This window comes from Ignavibacteriota bacterium, assembly GCA_016212665.1.
Classification (GTDB): domain Bacteria; phylum Bacteroidota; class Ignavibacteria; order UBA10030; family SZUA-254; genus FW602-bin19.
Genome location: JACREZ010000040.1, coordinates 54892 through 72022, shown reverse-complemented (window position 1 = coordinate 72022; position 17131 = coordinate 54892). Strand labels below are relative to the sequence as shown.

Sequence of the window (17131 nt, the reverse complement as noted above, 5' to 3'; positions counted from 1 at the left end):
CTCACACTCCGCATACCGTAGGAACGAGAACGTTATCTTCTAAATCTCTCCGGCACATACTTCACAAACAACTCGGTGAGTTTGTTTCGTGAAATGGAATCGAAGTCTTCGTCGTCGCGGTCGCGCTTACGGAGGACTTCAAATTCATCGTAATCTTTTCCCTTCATCTTGTGTGAGTATTCTCTCAGTGACTCCACCATCGAATGTTGTTCGCTTTTTGTCATAATGTTTTTAGTTTATAGTTTTTTGTTGTTTGATTCGTACATCAAGCAGGTACAGAATGTATTGAATAAGCGCCCCAATCGCGGCGCCTGTGAAGAACAGATTTTTCACAGGTATTTCATCAAGCAATAATAAAGAAAAATTTTTAGAAATGAGAAGCGCAATCGTGTAACTCATACCGCCAAACATTCCCCAGAGCGGAACATGGGAGAGGATGGCGTACCAACGATGCGGTTGATTGAAATAATTTGCAATCGTGGCGTACCAAAGCCGCTCGCCTCCCCACCCGAAAAATGAAAATCCGATTCCGACCAAACCATACGCGGCAAGGAACCCCGCGTCGAAGTGTCCGAGCAACATCATCGTGAACGAATAGAGCGCCATGATAATGATTGCATAGACACAATTCCGCAGGATTCCCATCGCAGGTGTTTCGTCAAAGAAACGCAACGTTGTTCCTCACGCCACTTGTTCGGTAATGATTAAATTGCTGATGTCCCCCGCTCCTTCGCGGACAACAAGTGGTTGGTCTTCCGTCAAATCCAGAATGGTCGAAAGTTCGAGCCCGCTTATTCCGCCATCGAGAATTACATCCACTCGCTCGTCGTACGCGCGTTTGATGAGTTCCGGGTCGTTCGGCAGTTGTTCGTTCGTGCCGTCCACGCTCGCGTTGAGAATCGGATGACCGAGTTGCTTCACAATCTCGATACAAATTTTATTGTTCGGTACGCGGATGCCGACCGTCTTTCGTTTGCTGATGAGCGATTTCGGAAGTTGTTTCAGCCGGCTTGCTGGAAGTACAAACGTGAACGGTCCCGGCACGAGATGCTTCATCAACCGGAACGCGGGGTTCGATACTTTCGCATACTCGCTGATGTGGCTCAAATCGGAACAGACAAAACTGAACGGCTTCGCCGGGTCTTGTTGTTTGATTTGATAAATCCGCTCAATTGCATGAGTGCTGTAAATGCTACAGCCGATGCCATACACGGTATCGGTCGGATAAATGATGACGCCGCCATGCTTTAACACGTCAACCGCGTGTTCGATGTGGCGACCTTGAGGATTATCAGGATGAACTTGTAGATACATAGAAATTTCCTTGTAATTGTAGTTGGTAAAGAGCGACTGACCGCACTGCGGTCAGCGTAACAATTGGTAATTCGATTCTGATTGTTCATTGGTGTTGGTTCGTTCTGCAATTCCTTCCAATTTGTTTTCGAATAGTGAAAGCCGTTTGTCTGCTTCGTCGTATTTGTTGTGCGCGTTGTTGAGATGCGCACCAAGCGTCTCGAACGCATCGCGCACTTTTCCGATGTCGCCTTGCAAACGACCGAGTGTGTTCAAAATCTGTTTTGCGCTCTGTTCGATTTTTAATCCGCGCAAGCCAAGAGCAATCACCTGTAAGTACGCGTAGAAACTGTTCGGCGAAACCGGCACAACATTGTTGCTTAACGCAAGTTGATACACGTCTGCGCCTTCGGCTTTGATGATGACTTCATAATAAATATTCTCTGCAGGAATATACATCAACGCAAACGGAAAGGTTCCTTCATCCGGAAGGATATATTTCCCTGCAATGGCTTCGATATGTTTCTTCACATCGCTGAGAAATGTTTTCTGAAACTGTTTCTTCTCGCTTTCGGTTGATGTTTCATAATATTTTCTGAAATTTTCGAGCGGAAATTTTGAATCCACCGGAACGATTCCTTCCGATGTCCGAATGATTGCATCAACCGTCTGTCCGTTTTTGAATTTGTATTGCATTTCAAAATGTTCCGACGGTAACACCTGTTTCAGCAAATCTTCGAGAAGCAATTCGCCCAAACCGCCGCGAAGTTTCGGAGCGCGAAGCAGTTCTTCCAACTTGGAAACGCTTTGTCCCAACTCTTTAATCTCCTGCGTCGCCTGTCCGAGTTGCCCGAGATTTTTCTGAACATCGCCTATCACCCGCGTCGCATTATCGAGACGGCTGCCGACGGAAGTGGTTTGCGTTTGCAGTTGTTGCGTAACACTGTTGAGTTGTTGATTAAGATTTTCCGAAACATGCTGTAAACTTGTTCGCATGTCGCCGCGCAACGCTTCGACCTGTTGTTGCATAAGTTGAAGAGTTTGGGAATAATCTGTTTGCGCTGGAGTGGGTTTCCGCGAAAGGAGAATAACAACAAGAATGACAACCGCCCCGAGCAATATTAACGTCAACACATCCATTCGTAGTTTTCGCGAGCGGGAAATGATGAATCCGTTCGACTGATTGAACCTAAGAAAAATTTGGGAAACGGTCAAGAGAGTTGTTCAGTTTTTCTTGATTTATTTTCTTATTTGATATATTGCCATTGGCATGATTCAATCATAGATTTGTTTTGATAACATCCACTATAATAAGAAGTTAAACAATGAACCACTCCCTCGATACAACAACTATTCATCCGAATCCGATTCAGCAATTCAAGAATTGGTTTGAAGAAGCACAAACATCCGGCATCGCCATGCCCGAAGCGATGTCGCTCGCAACCGTTTCAATAGACGGAAAACCATCGTCGCGGATGGTGTTGTTGAAAGAAGTGAACGAACATGGATTTATGTTCTTCACCAACTATAACAGCAGGAAAGGAAAAGAACTTGAACAAAATCCGAATGTTGCGTTATTGTTTTATTGGCAGCCGTTGGAACGGCAAGTGAGAATCGAAGGAACGGTGGAAAAAGTTTCTGCTGAACATTCAGACGCGTATTTTCAGACGCGACCAAGAAACAGTCAATTGAGTGCATTCATCTCCGCGCAAAGCGAAGTCGTTTCAAGCAGGGAAGAATTAGAACGATTGTACTCAGAAGCGGAAAAGAAATTTGAAGGAGCAGCAGTTTCTCGTCCTGAACATTGGGGCGGCTATCTCGTCAAACCAAATCGAATGGAGTTTTGGCAGGGACGTGAAGGGCGTTTGCATGACAGAGTTGAATGTGTTTTGCAAGAGAGTGGAGAGTGGAAAATACAACGGCTTGCACCGTAGTTTGATTCGCGGGCATATATCCCAAATCTCATATCGAAGTTAAGCGACTTCCTTCACCGCTTCCACAAACCTCTCCACTTCATCGAAATTATTATAAAGATGTGTTGACACGCGAATCGAATTCAAATGACTTTCCGGAACAAGGCGAATACGAAATCCTTTCTTCGATGCGTGTTCTCCGAATTTGTCGTACGGGATATTTTTCAAACAAAAACCAATCATCGAACCGCGTGATTGTTCTTCTGTTGGTGTAAGCATTTCAATCTTGTCCCCAAGTTCAAGAAGTTTTTGTTGAAGAGTTGAAGCGAGGGAGTTTCCGCGTCGGACAATATTCTCTACTCCAATCTTGGAAAAGAAATCCACAGCAGAAGCAACACCGATGTACAGCGCAGCATTCTGTGTTCCGTAATCGTACCGATGCGCGGTTGGAACAAATCCTTTGAACTCAATCGGGTTCGTCGTCAAATCCCATCCGAGGTCGGTGTAACCGCCGACGAATTTCGGTTGAAGAGTTTCGAGCAATCCTTCTCTCACATACAAAAATCCGGTTCCTTTCGGTCCGCAAAGCCATTTATGACTGCACGCCGAATATGTGTCGCAACCAATTTCCGCAAGGTTCAGATTCGTCATCCCCGGCCCGTGCGCTCCATCGAAACAGACGAACAATCCTTTGTCGTGTCCGAGTTGAGAAATTTCTTTTGCCGGAAAAACTTGTCCGGTGGTGCAGGTAATGTGTGGAATCGCGATGACGCGGGTTTTCTTCGTGAGCAAATCGTTGATGCGGTTAAGATTTTCCGAAACAGTTTGTGCGGGTTGAAATGTTTTGATGACGATGCCGTCAACCTTCGAACGGTTAAGCCACGGCAATGCGTTGCCGACATGTTCGTGCGTTGTAAGAATCACCTCGTCGCCCCGTTTGAGAGGAAGTCCCCACACAACAACGTTGATTCCTTCGGTTGTGTTGTGCGTGAGAGAAATTTCCGATTCCTTTACGCGAACAAACTCAGCGAGTTTTGTGCGCGCAACTTCCCATCCGCCGTACTCGCCCCGCCTGTCCAAATCATCAATTGCCGCTTTCACTGCTTCACGAACGATATACGGTGATGGTCCAATCGTCCCGTTATTGAAATAGATTCGTTCGTGAGTAAGAGGAAATTGTTCCCGCACAAGTTTCCAAAACTGTTCATTCTCCGGTTCGATGTCCTGACCAATTTCAGGAAAGGAAAACGCCTGTGATGAATCAAAAAGATTGGAGAGGAGAAGACTGCCGGAAATTCCACCGACAACCTTCTTTACGAATGTCCTTCGAGTTGTGTTCATGGCTTATCTTGAATAATGTTGAGAAAATGTTTGATTATTCCCGCGGTCGCCCCCCAAATAGCATGCTGTTGATAATCGAAAAACCAAACTTTCAAATGTTTTCCGTTCACCGTTCGCTCTTCTGTTCTCCCGTTTTGTTCATCGGCAAAAAAGGAAGGAGGGACAAACAACACCTCGGCAACTTCTTCGGGATTTGGTTTCAATAGCGGGAGCGATTGGATGTAGCCAACAACGGGAGTAATCAAAAAGCCGGTTGGCGTTACAAAATCATCAAGAATACCGAGAATTTCAACAGAAGATTTGGGCAATCCGATTTCTTCTTTCGCTTCACGCAACGCCGTTTCTGTTTCGTTCGCATCTTTTTCATCACACATGCCGCCGGGGAATGAAATTTGTCCTTTGTGCGTTTCTACTTCGTGCGTTCTCACGGTCAGCAATACATGCAATTCATTGTTGAGAACCACCAACGGCACAAGAACGGACGCACGAATAATTTCGTTCTCGGTAGACGTTGTGGCAACTTGCCGTTGATGTTGAGACACGGCTTTTTTTATTTTTTCAATAGAAATATTTATCACTCTACGCCCTACACTCTACGCCCTTAGCTCTTTGCTTATGTGCTTCATATAAAAACACAGCGCTCGCACTTGAAACGTTCAGCGAATCAGTTTCATTCTCCATCGGGATTGCAACATGCTTTGAGCAGACATCGAGAATTTCTTTCGAGATGCCAAGCCCTTCATGTCCGAACACAATGCAAGTATTTTGAGATAAGTCTGTTTGATGAATTGACGACTGTTCATGCGGATGCGCGGCGATAACTGTTGTTGAATATTTCTGTTGAAGAGTTGTCAAAGTCTCCGCTAAGTGAAGAACATGAACGACGGGAATTTTGAACACCGTTCCCATTGAGTTTCTTACAGCGCGCCGCAAATACGGACTGCTTGATGTTTCACCGACGATGATTCCCTGAACTCCGAACGCTGCGCAGTTTCTTACAATGACGCCGATGTTTTCCGAGTTAACAAGTCCGTCGAGCGCGACGAGGAGAAACGGTGACGGGATTGTATTCATTAATGATTCGAGCGTCGGATTTTCAGGAACTCTCGCAACCGCCATGATACCTTGGTGGAGATTGTAGCCGACGATGGTCTCGACAAGTTTGTGGTCAGCAAGGTAAACAGTGATTGGTGAATGGTGAGTAGTTAGTTGTGAGTCGGTTGATAATGCATCGAGCCATTCGGGAGTCATCAATAATGAAATAATGGAGAGATTGGAGGCGAGTAAACGTCTCACAACTTTTTCTCCTTCCGCGACGAAAATTCCCTGTTGAATATGTTCAAGCGGACGGCGGAGCGTTCTGTACGGTTGCAACTCAGGCAAATCCAATGAGTTGACCGATTGTATGTTCGTTTCTTTCACGGGTAGAAAAGTACAGTATTCGGATGAGAGAAGCAATTTCTTTTCTCTCAATTCCGATGTTTGTATATTGGTTCGCAATCGAATCAACAATAATGGCAACAGAAACATTTTCCATTCTCGCTCTCGGCTTCGGACTTGGCGTCAAGCACGCGCTTGATACCGACCATCTCGTCGCGGTCGCGGCAATAGTCAGTGAGCGAAAAAACATGCTGAGTTCATCGCTTGTCGGTGCGCTGTGGGGAATCGGGCACACTGCTTCACTTCTTGCCGTCGGACTTGTCATTCTTCTGTTTGATATTCAACTTCCCGAAACATTTTCTCATGTTATGGAATTTGTTGTTGCGCTCATGCTTATCATTCTTGGCATTATCGCAATCAAAAAAGTTGCACGAGGAGATTCAGTTCACATCCATCAACACGAACATGAAGGGCGCAGACACATTCACTTGCATGTTCACAACCATTCCGAAAATCAGATACAAGAGAAACATCATCACGAGCTTCCTCTTTTTACGCGCCTCAGTTTGATCGCGGGAAGTAAGAAGCCGTTGTATATCGGGATGGTTCACGGACTTGCAGGAAGCGGCGCGTTGATGCTTCTGATTTTATCAACGATTCCCTCAACAGCAATGGGGTTGTTGTACATCGGAACGTTCGGTGTTGGTTCGATGCTCGGGATGTTGATGATGAGTGCGCTCATTAGTGTTCCTTTTTTTCTCTCAGCAAAAGCATCGCACAAACTGAATAATGGCGTGAGATTAGTTTCGGGAATTCTGAGTATTTGTTTCGGAATTTTCTTCGGGTATCAAATTGCTTTCGTTGATGGATTATTTCTTTAACAAATAACAAATGGCCATTTCAATCGAACAAGAATATCTCGCCTATTGCCGGCGAAGATTGTTGCAAGAATATTTTCCACGCATTCAGAAATGTCTCGAAGAACTTTCGGAAGAAGATGTGTGGTGGCGTCCGAATGAGGAAAGCAACAGCATTGGCAATCTTCTGCTTCATCTTTGCGGCAACGTGCGACAGTGGATTATTCACGGAATAGGAGGCGCGGAGGACAAACGCGTTCGCGACGTTGAATTTTCTGAACGGGGACCGCTTCCCAAATCAACACTCCTCACGAAGATGCAAGAGACGCTTCTTGAAACCGACAAAGTTCTTGAACGATTTGATGTTGCGAAGTTTCTTGAGGTGAAACACATCCAACGCTATGACCTCACGTATCTCGATGCTATCTCTCACGTTGTAGAACATTTTGCTCAACACACAGCACAGATTGTGTATATCACGAAGTTGAGGAAAGGCGGCATCGTTAATTTTTTCCCGACGTACTTCCCTGATAAAGAATCTTCTTCAACTCCGTAAGTTCCGCTACGCTCACTTCGCGATGCTGACCGGGAACTAACTTTCCAATCGTGAGATTAGCAATTTTGATTCGCACCAAACGCAACGCCGGATGACCAACCGCGGCAGTCATCTTTCTAACCTGACGATTTCTTCCTTCTTTCAATGTTATCTCCAACCAAGCAGTCGGAACAGTTTTTCTGAACCGGATTGGAACAGGGCGCTCCGGCAGGTTTGGTTCTTCCGATAATAATTTCACAATAGCAGGAAGCGTTTTCTTCCCTTCAATTACAACCCCACCTTTTAATTGAGTCAAGACAGTTTCATCGGGAATTCGCTCGATTTGCACCATATATGTTCGCGGGTGGTGAAATTTTGGTTCGAGTAAACGATGTTTCATTGTCCCATCGTTTGTCAATAGAACTAATCCCTCGCTGTCAAAATCAAGTCTGCCTGCCGCATACACATCGGGTGGAAACGGTCCGAAATCAGAAAAAGTTTTTCTCCCCTCTTCATCGGTGAATTGACATAGAACTCCATACGGTTTGAAAAATACAATGTATCTGAAACGATTCGGTTGGTTTCGTTTGCTGAGATGCGTAGCTGAATCGTGAACGTGTGAGGTTCGTCGTGAGCCACTTTGTTTTGTGAGTTTTCGCACAGGCATTGTCAAATTTTATGAGTTTATTGAATGTAGAAATTGCGGCAACGCTAGTGAATGTCCGTCTCATCCAACGCACCGCAACGCGAAATATATAGTGGAATAACGTAACCGACTCTGAATGTTGAAGCTGTGCTTCGGGGGCTTCGAAGATGATGCAACATTCAGATGTCGGTTTCTTATTTCCATGAAGGTACTTCCTTCCCGTCCTACTTCCAAACTTTTGTTGCAAATCGTTCTCCATCTCGTTATTTTGCCATCCAATCAATGCAAATTATCAAACCAAAAGCCCTGAAACGGGGCGAAGTAATTGGGATTGCCGCACCTGCAAGTCCGCCTGCGTCGGAAGAACATCTCACGCGCGGGGTCAGGTATTTGGAATCGCTCGGCTTCAGAATCGAACTTGGCAAATATGTGCTCAAACGCAGAGGGTATCTCGCAGGAACCGACCGCGAGCGGGTTTCCGATTTACATGATTTATTCTCCAATCCGAAGGTCAAAGCTATTTTTACAGTCCGCGGCGGCTACGGCTGTACTCGCATTCTTCCTCAATTGAATTATCGATTGATACGACGGAATCCCAAAATACTTGTCGGGTACAGCGACATCACGGCTCTCCAACTCGCCCTTCTTTCCAAATCGGGTTTGGTTTCCTTTTCCGGTCCTATGGTTGCTGTTGAAATGGCAGGAAAACTACAGGGAGAAACGGAAGAGCAATTCTGGCGTTGTCTGACCTCAACGGCGAAGTTACCATCTGTTCATCTAAATCAAACAAAAAAAAGAATCATTCAAAAAGGAATTGGTGAGGGAATTCTGTTGGGGGGAAATCTCTCGCTCGTAGCCTCGCTTGTTGGAACCGAGTATGTTCCCAGGGTCAAACCATCAATTCTTATGCTCGAAGAAATTGAAGAGCGACCGTACCGGGTGAACCGAATGCTCAACCAACTCCGATTAGCGAACGTGTTCAAGCGAAGTGCAGGAATTGCGCTTGGGGAATTTACGGGTTGTGAAGCAGAGGCGGGGAAACCATCACTCACGCTTCAGCAGGTGTTTGAAGATTCGTTTCAGGGGTACAATTTCCCCGTTGCAGGTCACTTCCACAACGGACATGTTGATAATTTGTTGACCATTCCGTTCGGTGTGCGGGTTCGATTGGATGCAACGCGCGGGCGGCTTTCCTTCCTCGAAAATGCCGTAACGCGATAAAATCGTGTTTTGATATTGCTCGAATTCTCACTACATTTTCCCCGCGTTTGCTCTGAATCGTTCTCGAATAATTTACATTGAATGAAAGTAAGTCCGCTTCGGGCGGACTAAGAATTGCTGTACTTGCGTCCGGTCGCGGCTCTAATTTGCGGGCGATTGTTGACGCCATCCATGCCGGAATCATTTCCAACGCCAAAGTTTCTCTTGTCCTCAGTAACAATAGTTCTTCCGGCGCGCTGGAGTTTGCTCGTCAGCAGGGAATTCCCGCCGTGCATTGCAGCCGACTTCAGTTTTCTTCCGATGCAGAATTCGTCGCGGCGATGATGCAAACGCTTAGGGAACACAACAATAATTTTATCGTCCTTGCCGGATACATGAAGAAACTCGACCCAACAATTATTTCATCGTTCAAAAACCGAATCATCAATATCCATCCTGCGCTCTTGCCCGCGTATGGTGGAAAAGGAATGTACGGGATGCACGTGCATGAAGCAGTGATTGCCAATCGTGATTCTGTTTCCGGCGCTACGGTACATCTGGTTGATGAAGAATATGACCGTGGTCCGGTTGTGTTGCAGGAACGGGTTGATGTTTCAACGACGGACACACCCGAATCGTTGGCGGAAAAAGTTTTGAAGATTGAACATACGTTGTATCCTAAGGCAATTAATTTATTCGCGCAAGGAAGAATTCATGTGAATGGTCAACAAGTGACGATTGAACAGAAATGAAATTGGTTGAAATCAAACGCGCACTCATCAGTGTGTCAGATAAAACAGGCATCGTTGAGTTCGCTCGCTCGTTACAAAAATGGAATGTCGAAATCATCTCGACAGGCGGAACGCTGAAGACATTGCATGAAGCAGGAATTACCGCTTGCTCAGTTTCTGAACTCACAGGCTTCCCCGAAATTCTTGACGGCAGAGTGAAGACGCTTCATCCGAACATTCACGCGGGCTTGCTTGCGGTTACAGAAAATCCTTCTCACGTTCAGCAACTCGCCGAGTTGAATATCGAACCGATTGATTTGGTCGTGGTGAATCTCTATCCGTTTGAACAGACAATCGAGAAGAGCGGAGTCTCGCTTGATGATGCAATCGAACAGATTGATATCGGCGGACCGACAATGCTTCGCTCTGCGGCAAAAAACTTTTCGAGCAAAACAGTCATCGTCAATCCGCAACATTACGCACGAGTTCTTTCCGAGATGGAAGCGCACAATGGATGCGTCACCGAAGAAACAAGATTTGCCCTTGCAACGGAAGTGTTTCACCATACAGCACGATATGACACGGCAATTGCCGGGTATCTTCAACGTTCAGGCGCGACTGGCTCAGCGTTACCTGAGACTTTTTCTCTTTCACTTCCGAAAAGTTTTGATTTACGGTACGGAGAGAATCCGCATCAGTCTGCCTCGTTGTACGGAACGTTCAACGAAATATTTGAAAAACTGCACGGAAAAGAACTTTCTTTCAATAATATTGTTGATATTCAAGGCGCCGCGGAATTGGTGGAAGAGTTTGACGAACCGACGGTTGCGATTATCAAGCACACGAATCCGTGCGGCGTTGGTTCGGGAACAACGCTTGCCGAAGCATACGAGAAAGCGCTCGCAACCGACAAAACTTCAGCGTTCGGCGGAATTGTCTGCATGAATCGTCCGTTGGATTTAGAAGCGGCGAGGTTGATTGATTCGGTTTTCACGGAAGTTATTATCGCACCGGAAATTCCGAACGATGTTCTTGAATTTCTCAAAAAGAAAAAAGACCGTCGTTTGATTCTTCAGAGAAAGCTGCTTCAGTCGTTGCATCAAATGAATGTACGGAGTGTTGCAGGCGGTCTGCTTGTTCAATCTCCCGATGTTCTGCTTCTTGAAGAAGAGAAACTTCGTGTTGTAACGAAACGTACTCCAACAGAAGAAGAACACTCCGCTATGATGTTCGCATGGCGCGTTGCAAAGCATGTCAAATCAAATGCGATTATTTATGCACGAAGCGACAGAACCATCGGTATTGGCGCGGGACAAATGTCACGTGTTGATTCATCACAGCTTGCAACAATGAAAGCAAAAGAAGCCGGATTGGAGTTACGCGGAACAGCAGTCGCCTCCGATGCCTTCTTCCCGTTTGCCGATGGCTTGCTTGAAGCGGTGAAGGTCGGCGCGACAGCGGTCATACAACCCGGCGGTTCGGTTCGTGACGAAGAAGTTATACGCGCCGCCGACGAACACAACATAGCAATGCTTTTTACCGGTATCAGACATTTTAAACATTAAGAAAAAACTCCTATGGGAATGCTCTCCCTTTTTTGTCCTGATTTAGCAATTGACCTCGGCACGGCAAACACCCTCATTTACATGAAGGGAAAAGGCGTGGTGCTGAACGAACCTTCGATTGTCGCGTTCGACAGAAACACGAAACGCATCGTTGCAATCGGCAACGAAGCGCGTGAGATGTTGGGGCGCACACACCGCGACATCCGCACAATTCGCCCGATGAAGGACGGTGTGATTGCCGACTTTGAAATCGCAGAAGGAATGTTGCGCGAGTTCATTAAAAAAATTCATGCAGGATTATTTCCGAGCAGGCGCATTGTTGTCTGCGTCCCGAGCGGCGTGACGGAAGTAGAGAAGCGCGCTGTCCGCGATTCTGCCGAGCATGCAGGGGCAAAAGAAGTTCACCTGATTGCAGAACCGATGGCATCGGCAATTGGTATCGGGATGGATGTTGACGCGCCTGTCGGAAACATGGTGGTGGATATTGGCGGCGGCACAACCGAAATTGCCGTCATTGCTCTTTCGGGAATTGTAAACATGGAATCCATCCGTGTGGCGGGCGACGAGATGAACAACGCCATCATTCAGTTTTTCAAAAAGAATTATAACATGCTGATTGGCGAACGGACCGGCGAAGCAATCAAATGCGAAGTCGGTTCTGCGATGCCGCTGAAGGAGGAAATTTCAATTCAGGTAAAAGGGCGCGATTTGGTGAACGGCATTCCAAAAACGGTCGAAACCAACTCTGCTGAAATACGCGAATGTCTGAATGAGGCAATTCAATCCATTGTTGATGCCATCAAACTGACGCTTGAACGAACGCCCCCTGAACTTTCTGCCGATATTCTTGACCGGGGTATCATGCTCTCCGGCGGCGGCGCGCTCATCAAACATTTGGATGAACGCATTCGCCGCGACACAAGTTTACCCGTTCACGTCGCCGAAGACCCGCTCACAGCAGTTGTTCGCGGCACCGGAAAAGTTCTTGAAAATCTCGGACACTACTCGAAGGTGTTGATTAAGACAAGGAGATATTGAGCAGTGGGGTGCTTGCCCGCCTTTGGCGGGTGAAAGCGCTGAGCGCAGAGTTATGAGATTTTTTTCAACACTAATTGCTGCTCACCGCGCACCACTCATTGCTCACTGCTAAAAAATGCAAAGACTTTTCGGTTTAGTTCGTTCTCTCAGAGAATATCTCGTTTTCTCCCTCCTCATTCTCGTTTCATTACTTCTTCTCAGCGCAAATGATAATCCGCAGTTGCGGGAAGTGCGCGCATACACTGTCGGGTTTATCGGACTTGTACAGGATGCGCTCTCGGTCATACCCAATGTATTTCAGTTGCAACGAGAGAACGAAATTCTCCGGCAGTTGAATGTGAATCTTGCTGATGAAGTGAGCCGCTTGCGCGAAGCGCGGCTGGAAAACATCAAACTGAGAGAAATGCTGGGGCTGCGTGAGTCGAGTCCGTACCCGATTCTCGCCGCGGACGTTGTGGCAAAAAGTACGCACATGCTGAGAAACACCATCACGCTCAACGTCGGCGAAGCGGATGGAGTGAAACCCGATATGCCAATCATCTCCGAAGCAGGATTGGTCGGGAAAATTACAACGACGAGCAGTCGTTTTTCCGTCGGGCAGTTGATGTTCAACAAAGATTTTCGGGCGAGCGCAAAAGTGGAGCGAAGCCGCGTGGATGGAATTATCGCGTGGGATGGCGGCGAGTTTGTCCGCCTGAAGAACGTTCCGAAAAAGCAGGATGTCGTTCAGGGAGACATCGTTGTCACCTCAGAGTACAGCAATGTGTTTCCTCCCCGTGTTCGAATCGGGCGCGTCGTTCATGTCGAAGAAAAACCCGCGTCGCTCTTCAAAGATATTGAAATCGAGCCGAGCGTGGATTTCATTCGCCTTGAACAGGCATTCATCGTTCTCCTCACACCGGATACGAGCCGTACCGTCATTGAACATCAATCACCTGAAGGCAAATGATGGGTGTGTTACCAAATACTAAAAAGTGTCTTTGCGAGGAGCGAAGCGACGAAGTCCCAATGGGATGGCGCATTGCGTACACAATCCCACGTTTGATTCTACTTTCAATAGTGAGATTGCTTCGCCCCGATAAAAGCGGGACTCGCAAAGACAATTCAGCAGTATGCTCATGATAGCGCGGCAATTTCGTTTTGCGTTTGTAGGGTTTCTTCTCATCGTTGTGCAGACGACGATTGCGCGCTATCTCAGCGTCGCAGACATCGCTCCCGATTTGCTTGCAATTTTTATCGTGTACCTCGCCGTGAAGGAAGGACAACTAAGCGGAACTATGTGGGGGTTTCTCGTCGGGTTGGGAATTGATATGATGGCGGGAAGTTTTATAGGTCTATCCGCGCTGACGAAAACATTCGGCGGGTTCATCGCCGGTTACTTTCACGAAGAAGGTCAAAACAAATTTACGCTTGGAAGTTACCGGTTTCTGATTGTCGTTTTTCTTTCTTCGTTCGCGCAGAACATTCTCTACTTTCTTCTCTTCACGCGCGGCTCAGACATCGGCTTGGTGTCGGCGATTGTCGAGTATGGCGTCACGACAACACTCTACACAACGCTCGTCTCGTTATTTCCTGTTATGATTGTTGCACGAACATCGGTGAAGGTCAATGTGGAATAGTTTTGAAGAATCAAACAGGAAGCGGCTGTTTGTGTGGGGAATAGCGATGATGTTCGTTCTCTTTTTCGGGCGACTCCTGCAACTTCAGATTCTCTATCACGATGTGTATGGAAAAAAATCGGAGGAGAACAGCATCCGACCGATTGCGCGTGACCCGATTCGCGGGTACATCCTTGACCGGAACGGAAAAATAATTGTTGATAATCGCCCCGCATACACGATGACGATTACGCCCTCGGAGTTCAAATCGGAAGCGGCCTCATTTCTCTCTTCGACGTTGCGGCTTGACCCGGTGTTTATTTTCGACAGAGTAAAACGGGGAATCCGCTACAACCGCTTCGCCCCGACAAAAATCAAACGCGACATTGATTTCAAAACGCTTTCCGTTCTGGAAGAACACCGTGACAAACTTCCCGGCGTTGATTATCAAACAGAAACAAAACGATACTTGCCGACCAAAGCGAAACTTGCTCACCTTGTCGGTTACACGAAAGAAATTCCCGAACGACTTCTCTCCGTTACGTCCGAATATCAGCCGGGCGATATGATTGGCGCGACAGGAATCGAAGCGAAGTATGAAAGGGAACTTCGCGGCAAAAAAGGATTCGAGTTCATCACCGTGAATGCGTGGGGACAAAAAGTTCAATCCTTCAACGAAGGGAAGAATGATATTCCCGATAAAGAAGGAAACGATTTATTGCTGACGATTGATGTTGATTTGCAGGCATTTGCCGAATCGTTGCTCTCGGAAAACAGGGCGCGGTTGTAGCCATTGACCCGACGGACGGCGGAATTCTCGCCATGGTCAGTAAGCCTGATTTCGACCCGGCGCTTCTCACCGGATTTACTTCGCAAGCAGTCTGGTCTGCATTGAATAACGACCCTGCAAAACCGCTCTTCAACCGCGCGACGCTGACGCGTTATCCTCCCGGCTCGACATTCAAAATGGTACTTGCCGCCGCCGCGCTGAACGAAGGAATCATCACACAGGATTGGCGCGTGAACTGTTCCGGCGCGTTTCGTTTTGGCGACCATGTGTTTAAAGATTTGCATGTGCATGGCTCGACGAATGTTGTTGAAGCGATTCAGCGTTCATGCAACGTCTTTTTTTATCAGTTGATGTTGAAGGTCGGCTTCGAGCGGTGGACAGAGTACGGTGCGCAATTCGGTTTCGGACAAAAAACCGGACTCGATATTTTTGAAGAAGACCCGGGCTTGCTTCCCTCGAAAGAATTTTTTGATAAAGTGTATGGCAAAGGAAAATGGACGAAGGGATATCTCATTAGTTTGTCTATCGGTCAGGGAGAAGTCGGCGTGTCGCCGTTACAGATGGCGGCGTACTCGGCGATGCTGGCAAACCGGGGAACGTTCTACACGCCGCACGTGGTGAAGAGCGTGAAAGAAAAAGAGAACGGAAAAGTGTTTGATGTTTCTGTACCGGGCAGGAAATTTGAAATGAAACATCAAACATGGGAATTGATTCAGGAAGGATTGCGCCGCGCAGTGATGGAACCGGGTGGAACGGGAAGTTCGGCAAAGGTGAGCGGGATTTCTGTTTCGGGAAAAACGGGAACAGCGCAGAATCCGCACGGGAAAGACCACGCGTGGTTTGTCGGTTATGCGCCATCGGAAAATCCGAAGATTGCAATTTGCGCGCTGGTGGAAAATGCGGGATACGGCGGAGTGGAAGCCGCTCCGATTGCCGGACTCTGCATCGAAAAATATCTGAACAGATTTATCAACCGCGACAAACCTGCACCCGCGCAGGCAGAAAACAAAACAGTGAAAGAAACAAATGGACAACTGGTTCAAAGAGAGCATTGACGGCGTAACGCTACTCGTTGTGTTGTTGCTCGTCTCGATGAGCGCGCTCTCGGTGTATAGTGCAACGTATGATGCTGGCGCGTCGGTCGTCTTCTATCGCCAACTGATGTGGATTGGTGTCGGCTTGCTTGGGATGATGATAGTCATGTTCATTCCGTTCCGGACAATTCAGCAATGGTCGTATCCGGCGTACGGAATTTCGTTGCTCTTGCTTGCCGCCGTGTTGGTTCTCGGTCGCAGTATCGCCGGCTCGACGAGTTGGTTCGGTGTCAGCGGATTCGGATTGCAACCATCGGAACTTGTGAAAGCGACGACCATCCTCGCTTTGGCAACATTTCTTTCCCGCGGCAATGTGTACCTGTTCCGGTTCAAACACATCGTCATGGCGGCGGGATTCGTCCTCATTCCTGTCGGGTTGATTGTGTTACAGCCCGATGTCGGAACGGCGATTATTTATCTCGGCATGTTGCTCTTGCTGATGTATTGGTCGGGATTATCAGTCTTATTCGTGCTTGCGGTAATTGCACCCGGCGCCGCCGCGATCGCCGCGCTGTTCGGAACAACTCCGTTTCTCATCGTCACCGCGCTTACGTTTGTTGTGTTGCTTCTTCTTCGCGAAAACAAACTCGGCTCTGCCATCGTCTTCTCGCTGACAACGTTGGTCGGTGTTTCCGTGCAGTTTATTTTTGCGCGGCTCGCACCGCACCAACAGAACCGTATTCTTACCTTCATCAATAACGAAGCAGACCCGCTCGGCGCGGGGTACAATATCATTCAGGCGAAAATTGCCATCGGTTCCGGCGGCTTCACCGGGAAAGGATACCTGCAAGGTTCACAGACGCAACTCAACTTTATCCCCGCACAATGGACTGATTTTATTTTCTGCGTTCCGAGTGAAGAGTTCGGGTTTCTTGGAGCGTGTTTCGTGCTGATATTACTCGCCCTGTTACTCTTTCGGGGAATCAAGATTGCATCGCTTGCAAAAAATAAGTTTGCAAGTATCGTTGCAATCGGTATCGTCGCAACGTTCACCGTACATGTTGCCATCAACATCGGCATGTGCATGGGAATTGTTCCGGTTATCGGTGTTCCGCTTCCGCTTATGAGTTACGGCGGCTCAAACATGATTACCAATCTACTTATGGTCGGGCTGTTGTTGAATATGTACGCGAATCGGAAAGAATACTAA

The 17131-nt window shown here is 47.4% G+C and carries 20 protein-coding genes; 12 read left to right on the top strand and 8 right to left on the bottom strand.

The window, feature by feature from the left end:
* Nucleotides 1-32: 32 nt before the first annotated feature.
* Genes HY960_14500 through HY960_14485 form a run of 4 tightly spaced genes read right to left on the bottom strand, consistent with a single transcriptional unit; the run spans nucleotide 33 to nucleotide 2508 of the window.
* Nucleotides 33-224: a hypothetical protein gene (locus HY960_14500; protein ID MBI5216961.1), complete on the bottom strand. Its 192-nt coding sequence runs from the start codon at nucleotides 222-224 to the stop codon at nucleotides 33-35.
* A 7-nt stretch (nucleotides 225-231) separates the two neighbouring features.
* Nucleotides 232-672, bottom strand: coding sequence for a hypothetical protein (locus HY960_14495; protein ID MBI5216960.1), 441 nt, complete (start codon nucleotides 670-672; stop codon nucleotides 232-234).
* A gap of 9 nt (nucleotides 673-681) precedes the next feature.
* On the bottom strand, nucleotides 682-1314 hold the full coding sequence (locus HY960_14490; GenBank protein MBI5216959.1) for a threonylcarbamoyl-AMP synthase: 633 nt from the start codon (nucleotides 1312-1314) through the stop codon (nucleotides 682-684).
* Between the two features lie 51 nt (nucleotides 1315-1365).
* Entirely contained in the window at nucleotides 1366-2508 is a 1143-nt protein-coding gene (locus tag HY960_14485) for a DNA recombination protein RmuC (GenBank protein ID MBI5216958.1), read from the bottom strand.
* Nucleotides 2509-2618: 110 nt separating this feature from the next.
* On the opposite strand from HY960_14485, the gene pdxH reads away from it, so the two are divergent.
* Entirely contained in the window at nucleotides 2619-3227 is a 609-nt protein-coding gene (gene pdxH, locus HY960_14480) for a pyridoxamine 5'-phosphate oxidase (GenBank protein ID MBI5216957.1), read from the top strand.
* A gap of 39 nt (nucleotides 3228-3266) precedes the next feature.
* Here pdxH and HY960_14475 read toward each other — a convergent pair whose 3' ends face one another.
* The 3 genes from HY960_14475 to HY960_14465 are packed head-to-tail and all read right to left on the bottom strand — an operon-like array spanning nucleotide 3267 to nucleotide 6077.
* Nucleotides 3267-4547 (bottom strand): aminotransferase class V-fold PLP-dependent enzyme, encoded by a 1281-nt coding sequence (locus HY960_14475; GenBank protein MBI5216956.1) that lies wholly within the window; start codon nucleotides 4545-4547, stop codon nucleotides 3267-3269.
* Nucleotides 4544-5089, bottom strand: coding sequence for a CoA pyrophosphatase (locus HY960_14470; protein MBI5216955.1), 546 nt, complete (start codon nucleotides 5087-5089; stop codon nucleotides 4544-4546). Before HY960_14470 ends, HY960_14475 begins: the two co-directional genes overlap by 4 nt.
* Before the next feature lie 37 nt (nucleotides 5090-5126).
* Nucleotides 5127-6077 carry an RNA methyltransferase gene (locus tag HY960_14465; GenBank protein MBI5216954.1) on the bottom strand — a complete coding sequence of 317 codons (951 nt, stop codon included), beginning with the start codon at nucleotides 6075-6077 and terminating at the stop codon, nucleotides 5127-5129.
* On the opposite strand from HY960_14465, the gene HY960_14460 reads away from it, so the two are divergent.
* Together HY960_14460 and HY960_14455 are read left to right on the top strand one after the other, a co-directional pair.
* Entirely contained in the window at nucleotides 6062-6808 is a 747-nt protein-coding gene (locus HY960_14460) for an urease accessory protein UreH (protein MBI5216953.1), read from the top strand. The genes HY960_14465 and HY960_14460 overlap by 16 nt on opposite strands.
* Before the next feature lie 10 nt (nucleotides 6809-6818).
* Nucleotides 6819-7340 (top strand): DUF1572 family protein, encoded by a 522-nt coding sequence (locus tag HY960_14455; protein ID MBI5216952.1) that lies wholly within the window; start codon nucleotides 6819-6821, stop codon nucleotides 7338-7340.
* Here the strand turns inward: HY960_14455 and HY960_14450 are convergent.
* Nucleotides 7288-7986, bottom strand: coding sequence for a pseudouridine synthase (locus tag HY960_14450; protein ID MBI5216951.1), 699 nt, complete (start codon nucleotides 7984-7986; stop codon nucleotides 7288-7290). The two genes, HY960_14455 and HY960_14450, sit on opposite strands and share 53 nt — an antisense overlap.
* Nucleotides 7987-8148: 162 nt before the next feature.
* Here HY960_14450 and HY960_14445 point away from each other — a divergent pair, with 162 nt between their 5' ends.
* From HY960_14445 to rodA, 9 genes are all read left to right on the top strand, one after another.
* Complete coding sequence (locus HY960_14445) at nucleotides 8149-9186, top strand: LD-carboxypeptidase (protein ID MBI5216950.1); 1038 nt, start codon at nucleotides 8149-8151, stop codon at nucleotides 9184-9186.
* Between the two features lie 77 nt (nucleotides 9187-9263).
* Nucleotides 9264-9917, top strand: a complete 654-nt coding sequence (locus tag HY960_14440; protein ID MBI5216949.1) for a phosphoribosylglycinamide formyltransferase — start codon at nucleotides 9264-9266, stop codon at nucleotides 9915-9917.
* Nucleotides 9914-11461 (top strand): bifunctional phosphoribosylaminoimidazolecarboxamide formyltransferase/IMP cyclohydrolase, encoded by a 1548-nt coding sequence (gene purH / locus HY960_14435; protein MBI5216948.1) that lies wholly within the window; start codon nucleotides 9914-9916, stop codon nucleotides 11459-11461. The genes HY960_14440 and purH overlap by 4 nt, the downstream gene beginning before the upstream one ends.
* A 12-nt stretch (nucleotides 11462-11473) precedes the next feature.
* Nucleotides 11474-12499, top strand: coding sequence for a rod shape-determining protein (locus HY960_14430; GenBank protein ID MBI5216947.1), 1026 nt, complete (start codon nucleotides 11474-11476; stop codon nucleotides 12497-12499).
* A 115-nt stretch (nucleotides 12500-12614) separates the two neighbouring features.
* The gene (mreC, locus tag HY960_14425; GenBank protein MBI5216946.1) at nucleotides 12615-13448 is read left to right on the top strand and encodes a rod shape-determining protein MreC; all 834 of its coding nucleotides are present in this window, start codon (nucleotides 12615-12617) and stop codon (nucleotides 13446-13448) included.
* Between the two features lie 169 nt (nucleotides 13449-13617).
* Entirely contained in the window at nucleotides 13618-14118 is a 501-nt protein-coding gene (mreD, locus tag HY960_14420; protein ID MBI5216945.1) for a rod shape-determining protein MreD, read from the top strand.
* Complete coding sequence (locus HY960_14415) at nucleotides 14108-14887, top strand: hypothetical protein (protein ID MBI5216944.1); 780 nt, start codon at nucleotides 14108-14110, stop codon at nucleotides 14885-14887. Before mreD ends, HY960_14415 begins: the two co-directional genes overlap by 11 nt.
* A gap of 32 nt (nucleotides 14888-14919) precedes the next feature.
* Entirely contained in the window at nucleotides 14920-15942 is a 1023-nt protein-coding gene (locus HY960_14410) for a hypothetical protein (protein MBI5216943.1), read from the top strand.
* Nucleotides 15914-17131, top strand: a complete 1218-nt coding sequence (rodA, locus tag HY960_14405; GenBank protein MBI5216942.1) for a rod shape-determining protein RodA — start codon at nucleotides 15914-15916, stop codon at nucleotides 17129-17131. The genes HY960_14410 and rodA overlap by 29 nt, the downstream gene beginning before the upstream one ends.